This window comes from Metabacillus rhizolycopersici (assembly GCF_020075705.1).
This window is the reverse complement of sequence record NZ_JAIQUM010000015.1, coordinates 1-14,808: the sequence shown is the minus strand read 5'-3', so window position 1 is coordinate 14,808 and position 14,808 is coordinate 1. Positions and strand designations below refer to the sequence as shown.

At 36.3% G+C, this 14,808-nt stretch carries 16 protein-coding genes and 1 riboswitch; of the genes, 13 read left to right on the top strand and 3 right to left on the bottom strand.

The window, feature by feature from the left end; translation table 11 throughout:
- Positions 1 to 5 precede the first annotated feature (5 nt).
- From spoVAEA to lysA, 3 genes are all read left to right on the top strand, one after another.
- On the top strand, positions 6 to 587 hold the full coding sequence (spoVAEA, locus tag K9V48_RS09175; RefSeq protein WP_224138545.1) for a stage V sporulation protein SpoVABEA: 582 nt from the start codon (positions 6 to 8) through the stop codon (positions 585 to 587).
- A complete protein-coding gene (locus tag K9V48_RS09170) occupies positions 568 to 2,046 on the top strand; it encodes a spore germination protein (RefSeq protein ID WP_224138544.1) in 1,479 nt (492 codons plus the stop codon). Before spoVAEA ends, K9V48_RS09170 begins: the two co-directional genes overlap by 20 nt.
- Positions 2,047 to 2,324: 278 nt before the next feature.
- Positions 2,325 to 3,647: a diaminopimelate decarboxylase gene (gene lysA / locus K9V48_RS09165; RefSeq protein WP_224138543.1), complete on the top strand. Its 1,323-nt coding sequence runs from the start codon at positions 2,325 to 2,327 to the stop codon at positions 3,645 to 3,647.
- Positions 3,648 to 4,164: 517 nt separating this feature from the next.
- Here the strand turns inward: lysA and K9V48_RS09160 are convergent.
- Positions 4,165 to 5,055 (bottom strand): DUF1002 domain-containing protein, encoded by an 891-nt coding sequence (locus K9V48_RS09160; RefSeq protein ID WP_224138542.1) that lies wholly within the window; start codon positions 5,053 to 5,055, stop codon positions 4,165 to 4,167.
- A 251-nt stretch (positions 5,056 to 5,306) separates the two neighbouring features.
- Between K9V48_RS09160 and K9V48_RS09155 the strand changes: the two genes are divergently transcribed.
- From K9V48_RS09155 to K9V48_RS09135, 5 genes are all read left to right on the top strand, one after another.
- A complete protein-coding gene (locus K9V48_RS09155) occupies positions 5,307 to 5,741 on the top strand; it encodes a peptidylprolyl isomerase (RefSeq protein ID WP_224138541.1) in 435 nt (144 codons plus the stop codon).
- A gap of 278 nt (positions 5,742 to 6,019) precedes the next feature.
- Positions 6,020 to 6,167, top strand: a riboswitch (FMN riboswitch).
- Positions 6,168 to 6,394: 227 nt separating this feature from the next.
- The gene (gene ribE / locus K9V48_RS09150) at positions 6,395 to 7,042 is read left to right on the top strand and encodes a riboflavin synthase (protein WP_224138540.1); all 648 of its coding nucleotides are present in this window, start codon (positions 6,395 to 6,397) and stop codon (positions 7,040 to 7,042) included.
- Positions 7,043 to 7,134: 92 nt separating this feature from the next.
- The gene (locus tag K9V48_RS09145) at positions 7,135 to 8,328 is read left to right on the top strand and encodes a bifunctional 3,4-dihydroxy-2-butanone-4-phosphate synthase/GTP cyclohydrolase II (protein ID WP_224138539.1); all 1,194 of its coding nucleotides are present in this window, start codon (positions 7,135 to 7,137) and stop codon (positions 8,326 to 8,328) included.
- A 24-nt stretch (positions 8,329 to 8,352) separates the two neighbouring features.
- The gene (ribH, locus tag K9V48_RS09140) at positions 8,353 to 8,817 is read left to right on the top strand and encodes a 6,7-dimethyl-8-ribityllumazine synthase (protein WP_224138538.1); all 465 of its coding nucleotides are present in this window, start codon (positions 8,353 to 8,355) and stop codon (positions 8,815 to 8,817) included.
- A 189-nt stretch (positions 8,818 to 9,006) separates the two neighbouring features.
- The gene (locus K9V48_RS09135; protein ID WP_224138536.1) at positions 9,007 to 9,372 is read left to right on the top strand and encodes a GNAT family N-acetyltransferase; all 366 of its coding nucleotides are present in this window, start codon (positions 9,007 to 9,009) and stop codon (positions 9,370 to 9,372) included.
- An 11-nt stretch (positions 9,373 to 9,383) separates the two neighbouring features.
- Here the strand turns inward: K9V48_RS09135 and K9V48_RS09130 are convergent, their stop codons facing one another.
- Both K9V48_RS09130 and K9V48_RS09125 read right to left on the bottom strand, forming a co-directional pair.
- Positions 9,384 to 9,908: a DUF309 domain-containing protein gene (locus K9V48_RS09130; RefSeq protein ID WP_224138534.1), complete on the bottom strand. Its 525-nt coding sequence runs from the start codon at positions 9,906 to 9,908 to the stop codon at positions 9,384 to 9,386.
- Between the two features lie 278 nt (positions 9,909 to 10,186).
- Entirely contained in the window at positions 10,187 to 10,279 is a 93-nt protein-coding gene (locus K9V48_RS09125; protein WP_224138533.1) for a YjcZ family sporulation protein, read from the bottom strand.
- A 307-nt stretch (positions 10,280 to 10,586) separates the two neighbouring features.
- Between K9V48_RS09125 and K9V48_RS09120 the strand changes: the two genes are divergently transcribed.
- The 5 genes from K9V48_RS09120 (at position 10,587) to K9V48_RS09100 (ending at position 14,615) form a co-directional block, all read left to right on the top strand.
- Positions 10,587 to 11,345: a segregation/condensation protein A gene (locus K9V48_RS09120; protein WP_224138531.1), complete on the top strand. Its 759-nt coding sequence runs from the start codon at positions 10,587 to 10,589 to the stop codon at positions 11,343 to 11,345.
- 4 nt (positions 11,346 to 11,349) lie between these two features.
- The gene (gene scpB, locus K9V48_RS09115; protein ID WP_224138529.1) at positions 11,350 to 11,946 is read left to right on the top strand and encodes an SMC-Scp complex subunit ScpB; all 597 of its coding nucleotides are present in this window, start codon (positions 11,350 to 11,352) and stop codon (positions 11,944 to 11,946) included.
- Positions 11,947 to 12,346: 400 nt separating this feature from the next.
- Positions 12,347 to 13,498, top strand: coding sequence for a D-alanyl-D-alanine carboxypeptidase family protein (locus K9V48_RS09110; RefSeq protein ID WP_224138528.1), 1,152 nt, complete (start codon positions 12,347 to 12,349; stop codon positions 13,496 to 13,498).
- The gene (locus tag K9V48_RS09105; protein ID WP_224138526.1) at positions 13,491 to 14,078 is read left to right on the top strand and encodes a nucleoside recognition domain-containing protein; all 588 of its coding nucleotides are present in this window, start codon (positions 13,491 to 13,493) and stop codon (positions 14,076 to 14,078) included. The genes K9V48_RS09110 and K9V48_RS09105 overlap by 8 nt, the downstream gene beginning before the upstream one ends.
- A gap of 6 nt (positions 14,079 to 14,084) precedes the next feature.
- Positions 14,085 to 14,615, top strand: coding sequence for a spore maturation protein (locus K9V48_RS09100; RefSeq protein WP_224138524.1), 531 nt, complete (start codon positions 14,085 to 14,087; stop codon positions 14,613 to 14,615).
- Positions 14,616 to 14,808: the final 193 nt, after the last annotated feature.

Here is a 14,808-nt window from a genome sequence, read left to right as displayed (position 1 = left end):
AACCATTGACAAAAAAACGAAAGGTCATATTAGTCACTGATGGGGATGAGTACGCCGCTCGTTCAATTGAATATGTAGCAGCTAAAATAGGTGGTAGAGCTATTTCCAGAACTCAGGGAAATCCAACTACATTAAGTGGTCCACAAATTGTTAAGCTCATTCTTACAGCGAAAAGTGACCCCGTTTTTGTCATGTTTGATGATTGTGGCCTTTTAGGTGAGGGTGCAGGGGAAATGGCATTAAAGTATGTGGCAGAAAATCAGCACATAGAGGTTCTTGGCATTATTGCTGTCGCTTCCAAAACACATCAAACTGAGTGGACTAGAGTGGACGTAAGTATTGATCGTTTTGGCGAGTTAACAGAATTCGGAGTAGACAAGAGTGGAATCCGGGACATAGAGATTGGCAGGATAAGTGGTGACACTGTTTATTGTCTAGATCAATTGAACGTTCCAATCATTGTGGGAATCGGTGATATTGGAAAAATGGCACGAAAAGACAGTGTGAAAAATGGCTGTCCGATTACGATGAAAGCGGTAAGACTAATCTTAAAAAGGAGTGGATATCATGACGACCCAAACTGCTGAAGAAAAACGTCCGATTTCAGGTAATCTTGCCGAAAACGAACGATTTTTCAAGGACAATGTCGGATTGAATACAAGTTTTGATCTAGGTATTAGAAAAGTTTATATTTTAGATTTTCAAGTTAATATGTACTTTTTAAACGGATTATGTGACACAAATTATATTGTTGAGATTTTAAAAAAAATTACATCAATTAATGATAATGAGGTAGATCATACAAAATTTAAAGAGATTCTTGAAAATCGGATTGTTAACCAATCTGTTCAAAAAATCAAAACACTAGATGAAGTTGTCGATCAAGTTCTTTCGGGATTAATTGTCTTTTTAATAGAAGGTAGTGATTATGGGTTAGTTGTTGATGTGCGCAGCTACCCTGGACGTCAGCCTGCAGAGCCGGATACCGAGAAAATAGTCCGTGGAGCAAGAGACGGATTTGTTGAAAATATTATTGTAAATACTGGGCTAATACGTCGTAGAATCAGAGACGAGCGTTTACGATATAAAATGATGAAAATTGGTGAGCGTTCAAAAACAGATGTATGTGTTGCTTATATAGAGGATGTGGCAGATCCCGGATTAGTAGAAACGATTAACAAAGAATTAGAGACGATAAAAATAGATGGAATTACAATGGCGGATAAATCGGTTGAGGAATTTTTAGTTAAACAAGGTTATAACCCATATCCATTAGTTCGTTATACGGAGAGACCAGATGTAGCGGCAAATCATTTATTAGAGGGGCATGTATTAATTATCGTTGATACTTCACCAAGTGTTATTATTACACCGACAACATTCTTTCACCATGTTCAACATGCCGAAGAATATCGACAGGCACCTGCGGTTGGGACTTTTCTTAGATGGGTTCGATTTTTAGGTATCGGAGCATCAATATTCCTTTTACCTTTATGGTTCCTATTCGTTTTAGAGCCATCTTTATTACCTGAAAAGATAGCGTATATTGGTCCAGCTGAACAAAAGAACATACCAATCGTTGTGCAAATTTTTCTTGCTGATTTTGGTCTTGAGTTTTTAAGAATGGCTGCCATTCACACACCGACATCATTGTCCACGGCAATGGGCCTAATTGCTGCAGCATTAATTGGTCAAATCGCCATAGATGTTGGAATGTTTGTACCAGAGGTTATTCTCTATGTAGCAGTAGCAGGAATCGGGACGTTTGCAACTCCAAGTTATGAGCTAAGTGTTGCGAATAAAATTGCCAGATTAGTGCTACTGGTTGCTGTTGCAGTCTTTAAGCAGGAAGGTTTAATAATAGGTTGTACATTATTTCTTTTATTCTTGGTAAGTATTCGTTCCCTTAATACACCTTACTTATGGCCTTTCCTTCCATTCAATGCAAAAGCGTTATGGCAAATTATTATACGGACAACTGTACCGGGAGCAAAACTTAGACCAAGTATTGTTCATCCGCAAAATGTAAAAAAACAGTCAAATTAGGATAAAACCTTATTGTAACAACCTCTCAATTATGATATTGTATGCTTAAATAAGTGAAGAAATTTTTTAAAAAAACAGTTAATTACCATTTGTATTAACTGTCTTTTTTTCCGGTTAGATTGAAAGCTGGCTTTTTAAAAAATGAATGTTGTTTCCTTTCATAATAAGTGAATTTAACAATCGATCTGTTTGTGGACTAGTAATAACATGTGTTCGTAAACGCATCATAAAGGACATCGTTTCTTAAACAGCCTAGATATAGAAAGAGGGGATACACGTTGTTCTTACATGGTACGAGCAAAATAAATGAAGTAGGACATTTAGAAATAGGCGGAGTAGATACGATCAAGTTAGCTAAAGAATATGGAACACCTCTTTATATTTATGATGTGGCTTTAATAAGAGAACGTGCTAGAAGTTTTAAGCAAGCATTTGAAAATATGGGAGTAAGAGCACAAGTTGCTTATGCAAGTAAGGCCTTTTCGTCAATTGCGATGTTTCAATTGATCGCTGAAGAGGGGTTATCTCTAGATGTTGTTTCTGGTGGAGAACTCTATACGGCCATTGCTTCCGGCTTTCCAGCTGAAAAAATACATCTACATGGAAATAACAAAAGTCGTGCAGAGTTGAAGATGGCTTTAGATCATGGTGTTGGTTGCATCGTTGTTGATAATTTTTATGAAATTGAATTGCTAGAGGAATTATCTAAGAATTATAGTACACAAGTACCGGTTCTTTTACGTGTAACTCCAGGTGTGGAAGCACATACACATGATTATATAACGACAGGACAAGAAGATTCTAAGTTTGGTTTTGGGCTATTAAATGGTCAAATTGAACGAGCGATTGAAGCGATTCTGAAATCTAAAGGCATTCGATTATTAGGGATACACTGTCATATTGGTTCGCAAATTTTTGATACGGCAGGTTTTGTCCTTGCAGCCGAAAGAGTATTTGAGAAAATTAGCGTTTGGAAAGAACAATTTTCCTATACGCCAGAAGTTGTTAATTTAGGCGGAGGCTTCGGTATTCGTTATACGGAAGAAGATCACCCGCTTCCTGCCACATATTATGTAGAACAAATTGTCGAAGCTGTTAAAAAACAAGTGAATGAAATGGGTATTGCTATGCCTGAGATTTGGATAGAACCAGGTCGCTCGCTTGTTGGCGATGCCGGAACAACACTTTATACGATCGGTTCACAAAAAACAGTACCAAATATAAGAGAGTACGTGGCAATTGATGGAGGAATGAGCGACAATATTCGTCCAGCACTTTACCAGGCAAAATATGAGGCTGTATTAGCAAATCGCGTGACTGAAAAACATGATAAACCTGTTTCGATTGCAGGGAAATGCTGTGAAAGCGGAGATATGTTAATTTGGGACTTGCCACTGCCAGAAGTTAAACCAGATGATATTTTAGCTGTATTCTGTACAGGAGCATATGGTTATTCGATGGCAAATAATTACAACAGAATCCCTCGTCCAGCTGTTGTTTTTGTTGAAAATGGTGTAGATCAGCTTGTTGTAAAAAGAGAAAGCTTTGAAGATTTAATAGCAAATGACTTACCTTTAAAATCAAAAGTAATCCAAAATTAAGAAAGTATCGTCTCTATTGGTAGGGATTTTACTAGTAGCGAGCAACGAAGAGATATTCGTTGCTCTTTTGCTGTTTCAAAAACGAATCCTTGTCTAACTCTCTGAATCTAAATCTATCAGGATAGAAAAATGCAGTAACGGTGTTTCCGTATGGTGATATTTTTAGTAGTAATTAAGTTTCATTTCTAGGTTCGGTTATACTTACTATTACTCACTAAACCGTAAACGGTTAGAACGATTAAAAATAAACATAGGATAATAAAAGTAACACTGTAACCCATCTTTTCTTCGATATAATTTTCATAAGCAAACATTCCTATTGCAAAAGCATTGATAAAAAGACTTAAAAGTAGTAGTGGATGAAAGTTTACTCTCCCTATTATTTTCCACCTCCCGTTCTCCTGTTTTATTATATAATATTTCATGCTTTGTGAGTGGAGTTAATAAAAACAGGAGAAATCAAGTAGGTTTCTCCCGTGAGGCTATTGCATAATGGTTTTGACAATGACAGATTTGACTATTCCATTGCTGATTGTTCATCATTCGTAAAGATGGAAATAATTGCATTCCATAAAGCGATAAAGAATTCTTTCACTTGCTGTAAAAAAGTTTTGCCTTCCTCTGAATTTAGAAAGTTTGAGATTTTATCTTTTGCCTTATCAAGCTGGTCTCCAACTTGATTCCAATCAATATTAATATTCTTCATCTTATTAAAAAGCTCTACGAGGCTGTTTATATTTTCCTCTGATAGGGTGATTCCTAGTTCATTAGCTGCATTTTCAATCATCGTGCGAAGATCAGATTCAGTTTCAGGAACACCATTTTGAGCAATTTCATCCTTTATTTTAGCCATTAGTGCTGAGGCGTTTTCAGTCCCAACATCATCTCCAAGTTTGGCAGTTGTTACAAGCTCTTCATTCGCAACTTGTTTGACATCCTCAGGTATCACCTTATCTGAAGATACTTCATAGGCTTTTATTAACCCTGTTAATGCCGCTGTGCCTGATACTTTAAATGGAGCAGTAACATAAATTGTCGCATCTTTTACACCAGCTGTCATTAGTGCATTTAAATACATTTCGTCCGTTACCCAGTCAATGTTTTTTGTCGTGACCTCAAGTCCTGATCCTTGTTCTTCAATTGTAATACTCGTTGAGGAAAGAGCTTTTGTTCCAATTGTCGCTTTTGGTATATACTTTCCTAGATAATTATGCTCTTCTTCATTAGTAACGGTAATAATTTGATCATTTTCAGTTGCATTCATTTCTTTTAATAAAGTTTGTTTTTGTTGTTCTGATAGGTTTTCACCAAGAGTTATAATCATTTCACCGACCACTGCATCAGCGAGGGTTAGTGATGGGAAAGCAAACATAAGTACAGCGATAAAACATAAAATATATTTTTTCATAGGTAAAGCCTCCTTAATGTGTAAAGCGAATATCCTCTAATAACCACTATTATAGATTTTTTTGGGGAATGTCAATAGCATTTTTCATTTTAGTAAGTGAAGAGAAGTCAGATCACTTACTATTTTGACCAAAAGATAAATTTTCAGAGCAAATGAAGGTTACTGCTTGGTGTTCTTTCCTTAGTTATAGTAGAATAGAGTGGTGTTCATGTCTATTAGACGAAATAAACATAATGGAGGTTACAATACATATGAAAAAAGCAGAAATTACAATGGAAAATGGAGATAAGCTTGTTATTGATTTATTTCCAAACGAAGCACCTGGTACGGTTGCAAATTTCGAAAAATTAGCAAATGAGGGCTTTTACAATGGTTTAACGTTTCACCGTGTAATACCTGGATTTGTTGCACAAGGCGGTTGTCCACATGGAACAGGTACTGGCGGCCCTGGTTACTCAATTAAATGTGAAACACAAGGTAACCCACATACTCATGAAGCAGGTTCATTATCAATGGCACATGCTGGTAAAGACACAGGTGGAAGTCAATTTTTCATCGTTCATGAGCCGCAACCACATTTAAATGGTGTTCATACAGTGTTTGGTAAAGTTATTGAAAATCTTGAGGCTGTATACAACATTAAACCAAACGATGTCATGAAAGAAGTAAAAGTATTCGAAGCATAAGGTAAATGATAAAAAGCTACTTCTTTTTTCTTGCGAGAATTAGAGGTAGCTTTTTTTTGTGTTTGAAAAGGAGACGGAACCAGCTTACTTACACAGCATTCCCAAACAGTTTATAAAAAGAGTCGTTTAGGTCAAAAATGGTGTAGAGTAAGCTTGTTCCACCTCTTGATTTTCCTTCATTTAAGATGATGTGAAAAATTTCATAAAAAAAATGATCATTGATGATTGCTTATTTCTCGAATTAAGGATAAAATAAAAAACAATTACATATTTTGTTTTACATTCTTCGGGGCAGGGTGAAAATCCCTACCGGCGGTGATGAAGCCAGATTGAGCTTCTAAGTCCGTGACCCGTTAACTTTAGTTAACGGTGGATCTAGTGAAAATCTAGGACCGACAGTGAAAGTCTGGATGGGAGAAGAATTGCGCAAATTTTGCGGTGTATTAAATATTCTTTTTTTGAAATTGATATTTAATACTCTTATTTGACATACTCAAATATCAATTTCTTATAAATAAGCCCTTAGTCTATAGACTTTGGGCTTTTTATCGTTTAACCCCAATTGCCTAAGTAAGAAATGAAACTCTTGTTTAGAAGGGGGTTTTCTATTAACTGGATTTTTAAATAATGGTGTAGCAAAGTGAGGGAACTAAATGTTTACAGGAATTATTGAAGAGATTGGATCGATCACTGCTGTCAAAAGTTCAAAAGATGCGATTGTTTTTACCATTGGGGTGAAAAAAATAACAGATGATATATCTCTAGGAGATAGTATCGCCGTGAATGGTGTTTGTTTAACAGTCACTGATTTCAGTCAAACTTCATTTTCGGTGGATGTTATGCCTGAAACAGTAAAAAGCACTTCGTTAAACCAATTAAAGCAAGGTTCGCGGGTTAATTTAGAAAGAGCAATGCCTGCAAACGGGCGTTTCGGTGGTCATATTGTTTCTGGGCATGTCGATGGAATTGCGAAAATCATTAGAAAACAACGTGTATCGAATGCTGTTTATTATGAATTGCAATTACCTGAAGAATTAACAGATACGTTGATTTATAAAGGGTCAATCACGATTGATGGAACGAGTTTAACCATTTTTGGGTTAGAGAAAGAAAAGGTTGTTATTTCGATTATTCCTCATACTTTGTCTGAAACAATTCTTGGTGCAAAAGATGTAGGGGATATCGTAAATATTGAATGTGATATGCTTGGCAAATATATTAAAAAGTTTCTTAATCAACAGGTCAATCCGAAAAGTTCTTCATTGAGCAAAGCATTTTTGGAGGAAAATGGATTTTATTAATCTGGAAAGAATAAGCATCTTAAGTAGTCTCGGACAAAATAGTGCTAGATCTTGGTGTCCGGATGCTAATAATAAAAGAAGGGGGTTTGGCGATGTTTCATAAAATTGAGGAAGCTATTACTGATCTACAAGAGGGAAAAGTTGTCATTGTTGTTGACGATGAAGACCGTGAAAATGAAGGGGACTTCGTTGCTTTAGCAGATAAAGTTACACCTGATGTGATTAATTTAATGATTAAGCACGGTAGAGGACTAGTTTGTGTGCCGATTACAGAAAGCCAAGCTAAAAAATTAGACCTCTCGCCGATGGTGAACCAAAACACGGATCCACACGGAACTGCTTTTACCGTTAGTGTTGATTATAAAACGAATAAAACAGGTATTAGTGCATTCGAGCGTGCTGACACAATAAACGCGCTGCTTTCAGATGAATCAATTCCAACAGACTTTAAACGTCCAGGTCATACTTTTCCGCTAGTCGCTAGGGAAGGCGGTGTCCTCAGAAGAGCTGGGCATACTGAAGCAGCTGTTGATTTATCGATTCTTTGTGGTGCCAAACCAGGTGGAGTCATTTGTGAAATCATTAAAGAAGATGGAACAATGGCAAGAGTACCAGATTTACTTGAAATAGCTGAAAAGCTTGAATTGAAGATCATTACGATTAAGGATTTAATCCATTACCGTAATCGAAGTGAAAAACTAGTAAAAAGAGAAATAGAAGTTGAGTTACCTACGGAATTTGGATCTTTTAAAGCAATTGGATATTCCAACTCAATAGATGATAAAGAGCATGTTGCTCTCGTAAAAGGTGAAATTAACTCCAGTGAACCTATATTAGTTAGAGTGCATTCTGAGTGCTTGACTGGAGATGTTTTTGGCTCATATCGATGTGATTGCGGTCCGCAATTGCATTCAGCACTTGCTCAAATTGAGGAAGAGGGCAAAGGTGTTCTGTTATATATGCGTCAAGAAGGCAGAGGAATTGGTCTGTTAAATAAGATGAAAGCATATAAACTTCAAGAGCAAGGGTACGATACTGTAGCAGCAAATGAAGAATTAGGATTTGCTCCGGACCTCAGAGATTATGGAATCGGCGCACAAATCTTAAAAGATTTAGGTATTGAAAAAATGCGTTTATTAACAAATAATCCTAGAAAAATTACTGGTCTGGAAGGATACGACTTACAGGTAGTTGATCGTGTGCCGATTCAAATGCCTGTAAGAACGGAAAATGAAGCATACTTAAAAACGAAAAATGAAAAATTAGGACATTTTCTACATTTCTAATAACATATTCAGGAGGAAATAGATATGAAAACATTTGAAGGTCATTTAATTGGTAGTGGGTTAAAAATTGCAATTGTCGTTGGTCGTTTTAATGAATTTATTACATCAAAGCTTTTGGGTGGGTCAGAAGACGCATTAAGAAGACATGGCGTTGAAGAAGAAAATGTAACGGTAGCTTGGGTACCTGGTGCATTTGAATTACCTTTAGTTGCAAAGAAATTGGCTGAATCAGGAAAATATGATGCGATTATTACGTTAGGAACTGTTATTAGAGGAGCAACTACTCATTATGATTATGTATGTAATGAAACTGCAAAAGGTGTTTCAAAAGTATCTTTAGAGACTGGTGTTCCTGTCGTATTTGGATTGCTAACAACTGAATCAATTGAGCAAGCTATTGAAAGAGCTGGAACGAAAGCTGGAAATAAAGGCTATGAAGCTGCTGTCACAGCTATTGAAATGTCTAATTTGCTAAAAGCCCTAGATTAATTTTTCTTAAAAGTGTTTAAAATCGATAAAAAACTGTATATAATGTTTTGAGAAGTCATTTTACTAAAGTTTGAACATAACTAGACAAAAGGACATCTCGCAAAAGTATTTTTACTTTTAGAATTTTTTATCGGTAAATGATTTTCGCTTTCGCCTTTTTGGAAGCTATTTCGTTAATGAGGGGTAAATATGTTAATACGCTTTAAAAAAAGTTTTGAAAAGATTGCAATGGGTCTCCTGTCATTTATGCCAGCGGAGAAGGATTTGAAGCAATTACAGCAAACAATTAAACAGTACGAAACAGCAGATGATTGGCAATTGTTTCTATGGAAGCAGGATGAAGACATTATCGGTGCAATTGGTGTTATTTTTAAAGATGAAGATGTTGTTGAAGTACGTCATATTTCGGTTAATCCATCCCATCGTCAACAAGGAATCGGTAAAAGCATGGTGAATGCTGTGAAAGAACTTTACAAAACTAAAACTGTTATTCCTAATGATGAAACAGAAAAGTTTTTTGAAAAGTGCAAAAGTAATAAAGACAAGAATTGCTAAAAAACCAGAGATCATATCTCTGGTTTTTTTCGAAGCTCGAGCTGCTTTATCCGTTCATTAATTACACCAGTTCGATTTCTTTTTGTGTGCTTATTTATCAGATATTCATTGGATAAATCACTGGCTTGTCCCCATATTTTCTTTGTATCAATACAGTGATTATGGCAAATCTTAAGTAAGACTTTATCAATAATAGGCAGGTTGATACTGTAATAGCTTTGCTTATTTACAATTTCACTTTTTCTCTTATTTAATATGGTTACTAGTTCATCACTGTTTAAACCAAGCTTGTTAACAGCCTGTTGATCATTCTCAAGTAATTGAATTGAATTTGAGATCATTCTTAATGCGCCAGTGAAGTTTCCTCGTCTTTGATGGTACAAACCAACAGCAATTTGAATGAGACCAACCCAGTATGTTTTTCGTTCGTTTTTTGCTTCACTTTTCCAATGTTCCTCTAGCACCTCATGACACTCGAAATAATCCCGCTCACAATGGAAATAAATGAGATAATCGATATAAGCACGATCATACATAGCTTTTTCACCTCTTACCAATTCTTATGCCATTAGTGTACCATAAGATAAGGCTGCTGAATGAACAGCAGCCTTTTTTTCTTTAGCGTACAATAAAATTCTTGTACTGTTGGATTAGCGCATGACATCCAGCTCCAGCGCGCCCAGCGACTAGTGAACTTCACCCTCCTTATACGCTAAGTCAACACCGAATCGCATTCTCGCTCTTCGTGTTTCCTTTAGCTCATACGGAGTGCTCCAGTTCATACGTCGATGAACGGGCGCTTACGCTTTTGTTCTTAGCATAACCAAGCAGCACCAACGATGATTAACAAGATAAACAAGACAACAATTAACGCAAATCCTCCGCCGTAATTAAAACCGTCACCCATGTTTAATTCCTCCTTAATGAATAGCTATTTACATTTGTAATATATGACCAACGAGTGGAAGTGTATGGGCGGATGACTATTTATTGGGTAATTTATTACTGGGAAATATGGAGACCGTTATGAAGCAAAGGGATTGATCAGTTTGTCAGGCTATTATGGATGAGCATAAAATGGAAACCACACGAATATGCTGCACCTACAAAATTCATGCAATGGCGAAAAAAACGCTTAAATCATGATTTATTAGCTTAAAAATATTGGACATGTAGAAAATTTCCTCTATACTATATGATGGCTAGTTGTAAGAATGGTGGGGTATAAATTGCAATATCATGTGAAAATCGACGCTTTTGAAGGTCCACTAGACCTTTTACTTCATTTAATAAATCGTTTAGAAATTGATATATATGATATTCCTGTTTCGGAAATCACTGAACAATACATGCTTTATATTCACACAATGCAGGAGCTGCAGCTTGATGTCGCTTCGGAATATTTAGTTATGGCAGCAACATTACTTTCGATTAAAAGCAGAATGCTTCTTCCAAAGCATGAAGAAGAGTTATTTGAGGATGAGTTTGGGGAAGAGCTTGAAGAAGACCCTCGTGAGGAATTAATGCGAAGATTGATTGAGTATCGAATATATAAAGAAGCAGCTGAGGATCTACGAAGCCTTGAAGAGATTCGTTCGCAGGTTTATACAAAGGCGCCAAGTGATTTAAGTGAATATGGTGTACAGGTAGTAAATCAAAAAGATTCATTAAATGTTTCCTTATATGACATGCTTGCTGCCTTTCAAAAGATGTTACGAAGAAAAAAAATTCAAAAACCAGTTCAAACAAAAATTACACGTCAGGAAATACCGATTGAGAAACGAATGGAAGAGGTATTAGAGGAATTACGGGTAAATCCTGGTAGACGTCGATTTACCGATTTGTTTTCAACGAACAGTAAAGATCATTTAGTTGTCACTTTTTTGGCTATTTTAGAATTAATGAAAACACATTCGATTTTAATTGAACAGGAAAATAATTTTTCAGATATTTATATTATGAGGAGTGAGTAGGATCGTGTCCTTAGGTGTCATTGAGTGGAAAGCAATTGTGGAAGCTCTTTTATTTGCATCAGGTGACGAGGGTCTTTCCTTGAAACAACTAACAGTCGTTTTAGAACTTGAAGAACCCGAAGTCATTGAAATAGTAGAAGAGTTATCTAGGAGTTATCAAGAAGCAGAGCGTGGAATTGTATTAGATGAAGTTGCTGGACATTACCAACTTACAACGAAAAAAGAGCATGCGATATATTTAAAGAAGTTAGTTGAAGCTCCTGTGAATGCTTCTCTTTCACAGGCTGCACTTGAAACGTTAGCTATTATTGCTTATCGACAACCAATTACGAGAACAGAGATTGAGGAAATCCGTGGAGTGAAAACTGAACGACCGATTCAAACATTGCTCACGAAAATACTAATTAAAGAAGTTGGGAGAGCCGAAGGTACAGGGCGTGCGATCCTATATGGAACAACGAAGGAATTTCTGGAACATTTTGGATTGAAATCTATCGAAGAACTACCACCTCTGCCAGATAAAGCAGCTGAGGAGTATGAACAGGAAGAAGCAGATCTTTTCTTTGAGAAATTTAATGAAACATTTGAAGAACTAAAATAAAAATGAATTGCAACTGAATCGAAAGTAAATTTCACAAGTAATTACTATTTGTCGGAATTTCCTTATCGAGGCAGTTTTTTTTGTTTAGCGAACTATAAAATTCTTGCACTGTGGATAAGCGCACGGCATCCAGCGTAAGCGCCTAGCCCCTCGGGGTCATAAGACGCGCATGAATTGAAGGTAACAAGTACCTTTCTATTCATGCGCGTCTTATGACTGCCTTAGGCTGGTCAAGGAGCTTGCGCTTTTGTTCTTTTCTGAACTAATTTCGAAACAAATATCAAGCTTTTGAAGTAGAAATAAATGATTGAGTATAGCTATATTTATGAAATTTCCATTCATAAGCTTTGTCCAGATGCATAAACTTGTACAAAACAAGTAAGGGGACGAGGGATGCCATATGCTGTACAGAAAGAAAGTGATATTTGGCTTTATCATCATATTTTTGCTTTTAACTATATTTCCCTGTAACTCCACAGCCACCGGTGTGAGTGCAAAAGCTGCCATCTTAATAGAACAAGAATCCGGTCGGATTTTATATGAAAAAGAGGCTCATACAAAAATGAGGATTGCGAGTATTACGAAAATTATGACAGCAATCCTTGCGATTGAATCCGGAAAAATGGATGAAATGGTAACGGTTAGTGAAAGAGCAGTACAAGCTGAAGGGTCAGCGGTTTATTTACAAAAAGGGGAAAAGATAAAATTAGAGGATTTAGTATATGGTTTAATGCTCCGATCAGGAAATGATGCTGCAGTTGCAATTGCAGAACATGTTGGGGGTAGTCTTGAAGGCTTTGTTGTGCTAATGAATCAAAAAGCACAAGAAATTGGCATGACAAATACGGAATTTGCCAATCCGCATGGATTAGATGATCATGAAAATCATTTTTCCACCGCTTATGATATGGCTATCTTAACACAGTATGCGATGAAAAATGAAACGTATCAGAAGATTTCAGGTACCGAAACACATAAAGCTCCTAATCCAAATGAAAAATGGGAAAGAGAATGGGAGAACAAAAATAAATTATTAACGGGCCTCTATAAATATACAACAGGTGGCAAGACAGGTTATACAGTCAGAGCGAAACGGACACTTGTGTCAACTGCTTCAAAGGATGGTTTCAATACGATTGTAGTTACGCTAAATGATCCGGACGATTGGCAAGATCATATGAATCTACATGACTATGCATTTAATAACTATGAGCTAGTGAATCTAAAGAAACAGGGAACACTCAATAAAATAGATAACGAATTTTATAAAAATCGAGTTTTCATCGATCGGAATGTTCAATATCCACTAACAACTGATGAACAGGAAAAAGTGAAAATTAGTTTATCTTTATTAACTCCAAGTAAAGCGTGGGAAGATCTAAAGAATGTACCGAATATCGTTGGGCAAATGTCTGTAAAGCTTGATGAAAAGGAAATTGCTAAGTTACCTATCTATTTTGATAATGGTAAAGTGGAAAAACCGAAGGATACATTTTGGCAGTTATTTAAAAATTTATTTTTAGCTACGGTTGGAGTAAATAAAGATGGTTAATCTCATTTGGGTTGCACTGACCGTAATAGGAATTGTTTTTGCTATGTTTAATGGAACAATGGATCAAGTAAATGAAGCTGTTTTTAAAGGTGGAAAAGAAGCGGTAACGATTGCGATTGGATTAATTAGTGTATTGGTGTTTTGGTTGGGGTTGATGAAGATTGCTGAAAAAGCTGGTTTGTTAGAAAAACTCGGTAATTTGTTTAAACCAATTTTATCAAAGCTATTTCCAGAGGTTCCTCCTGACCATCCCGCAATGGGCTATATGATTTCAAATATGATGGCCAACTTTTTTGGTCTTGGAAATGCGGCAACACCACTAGGGATAAAAACAATGGAACAATTAAAAGTTTTAAACGGAAATTCGGATGAAGTCAGTCGATCAATGATCACCTTTTTAGCTATTAACACATCAAGTATCACGTTAATTCCAACAACTGTAATAGCCATCATGATGACCTATGATTCGTCCTCACCAACAAGCATTGTCGGTCCTTCAATCCTTGCAACATTTATTTCAGGAATTGGTGCAATAATAATAGATCGATTCTTTTATTATCGGAGAAAGAGAAAAGGGTGATCGAAGATGGGACTCATTAGCGTAATATCTTTATGGTTAATGCCCGTTATTATCGGGGCTATCTTAATTTATGGTACCTTTAAAAAGGTACCTACCTATGAAACATTTGTTGAGGGTGGAAAAGAAGGGATTACGATTTCTTTTTCAATCATACCTTATTTAGTTGGGATGATGGTTGCTATTTCAATCTTCCGTGCTTCTGGAGCGTTAGAATTTCTAATGAATATCATGAAGCCGATGCTAGAGGTTCTAAATATACCAGCAGAAATTGTTCCACTCGCGTTCATCCGCCCTATTTCAGGTACAGCAGCCCTAGGGATAACCTCAGATATTATTGCCACTTATGGTCCTGATTCTTTTATCGGGATGCTGGCAGCCACGATGCAAGGTAGTACCGATACGACGCTGTATGTGCTGACTGTTTATTTTGGTGCAGTCGGAATAAAGAAAATGGGCGATGCATTGAAGGTTGGGTTATTGGCAGATCTTATTGGGATTATTGCATCAATTATTATTGTCACCTTGATGTTTGCATAATCTTACATTTACTAAATAATAAAAAGACTATTCAAAATTTGAGTAGTCTTTTTTGTATAATCAGAATTTATCCCACCTTAACGGGCAGTAAAACTCCGACTTCAAGATTCGAGAGAAGCAAAGAAGATAAGTGGGAGATAACTGCCCGTAAAGATCCGATAAGTCTCGCTAACCATCAGTGGGGGATGCAGAA

Bases quoted from the DNA above. Each gene is read 5' to 3' on its own strand.
- K9V48_RS09145 (WP_224138539.1), top strand. From the start codon at position 7,135: ATGTTTCATAAAATTGAGGAAGCTATTACTGATCTACAAGAGGGAAAA.
- K9V48_RS09100 (WP_224138524.1), top strand. From the start codon at position 14,085: ATGGGACTCATTAGCGTAATATCTTTATGGTTAATGCCCGTTATTATC.
- K9V48_RS09120 (WP_224138531.1), top strand. From the start codon at position 10,587: ATGGTGGGGTATAAATTGCAATATCATGTGAAAATCGACGCTTTTGAA.
- K9V48_RS09160 (WP_224138542.1), bottom strand. From the start codon at position 5,055: ATGAAAAAATATATTTTATGTTTTATCGCTGTACTTATGTTTGCTTTC.
- K9V48_RS09125 (WP_224138533.1), bottom strand. From the start codon at position 10,279: ATGGGTGACGGTTTTAATTACGGCGGAGGATTTGCGTTAATTGTTGTC.
- K9V48_RS09110 (WP_224138528.1), top strand. From the start codon at position 12,347: ATGCTGTACAGAAAGAAAGTGATATTTGGCTTTATCATCATATTTTTG.
- K9V48_RS09170 (WP_224138544.1), top strand. From the start codon at position 568: ATGACGACCCAAACTGCTGAAGAAAAACGTCCGATTTCAGGTAATCTT.
- K9V48_RS09135 (WP_224138536.1), top strand. From the start codon at position 9,007: ATGTTAATACGCTTTAAAAAAAGTTTTGAAAAGATTGCAATGGGTCTC.
- K9V48_RS09155 (WP_224138541.1), top strand. From the start codon at position 5,307: ATGAAAAAAGCAGAAATTACAATGGAAAATGGAGATAAGCTTGTTATT.
- ribH (WP_224138538.1), top strand. From the start codon at position 8,353: ATGAAAACATTTGAAGGTCATTTAATTGGTAGTGGGTTAAAAATTGCA.
- K9V48_RS09105 (WP_224138526.1), top strand. From the start codon at position 13,491: ATGGTTAATCTCATTTGGGTTGCACTGACCGTAATAGGAATTGTTTTT.
- K9V48_RS09130 (WP_224138534.1), bottom strand. From the start codon at position 9,908: ATGTATGATCGTGCTTATATCGATTATCTCATTTATTTCCATTGTGAG.
- ribE (WP_224138540.1), top strand. From the start codon at position 6,395: ATGTTTACAGGAATTATTGAAGAGATTGGATCGATCACTGCTGTCAAA.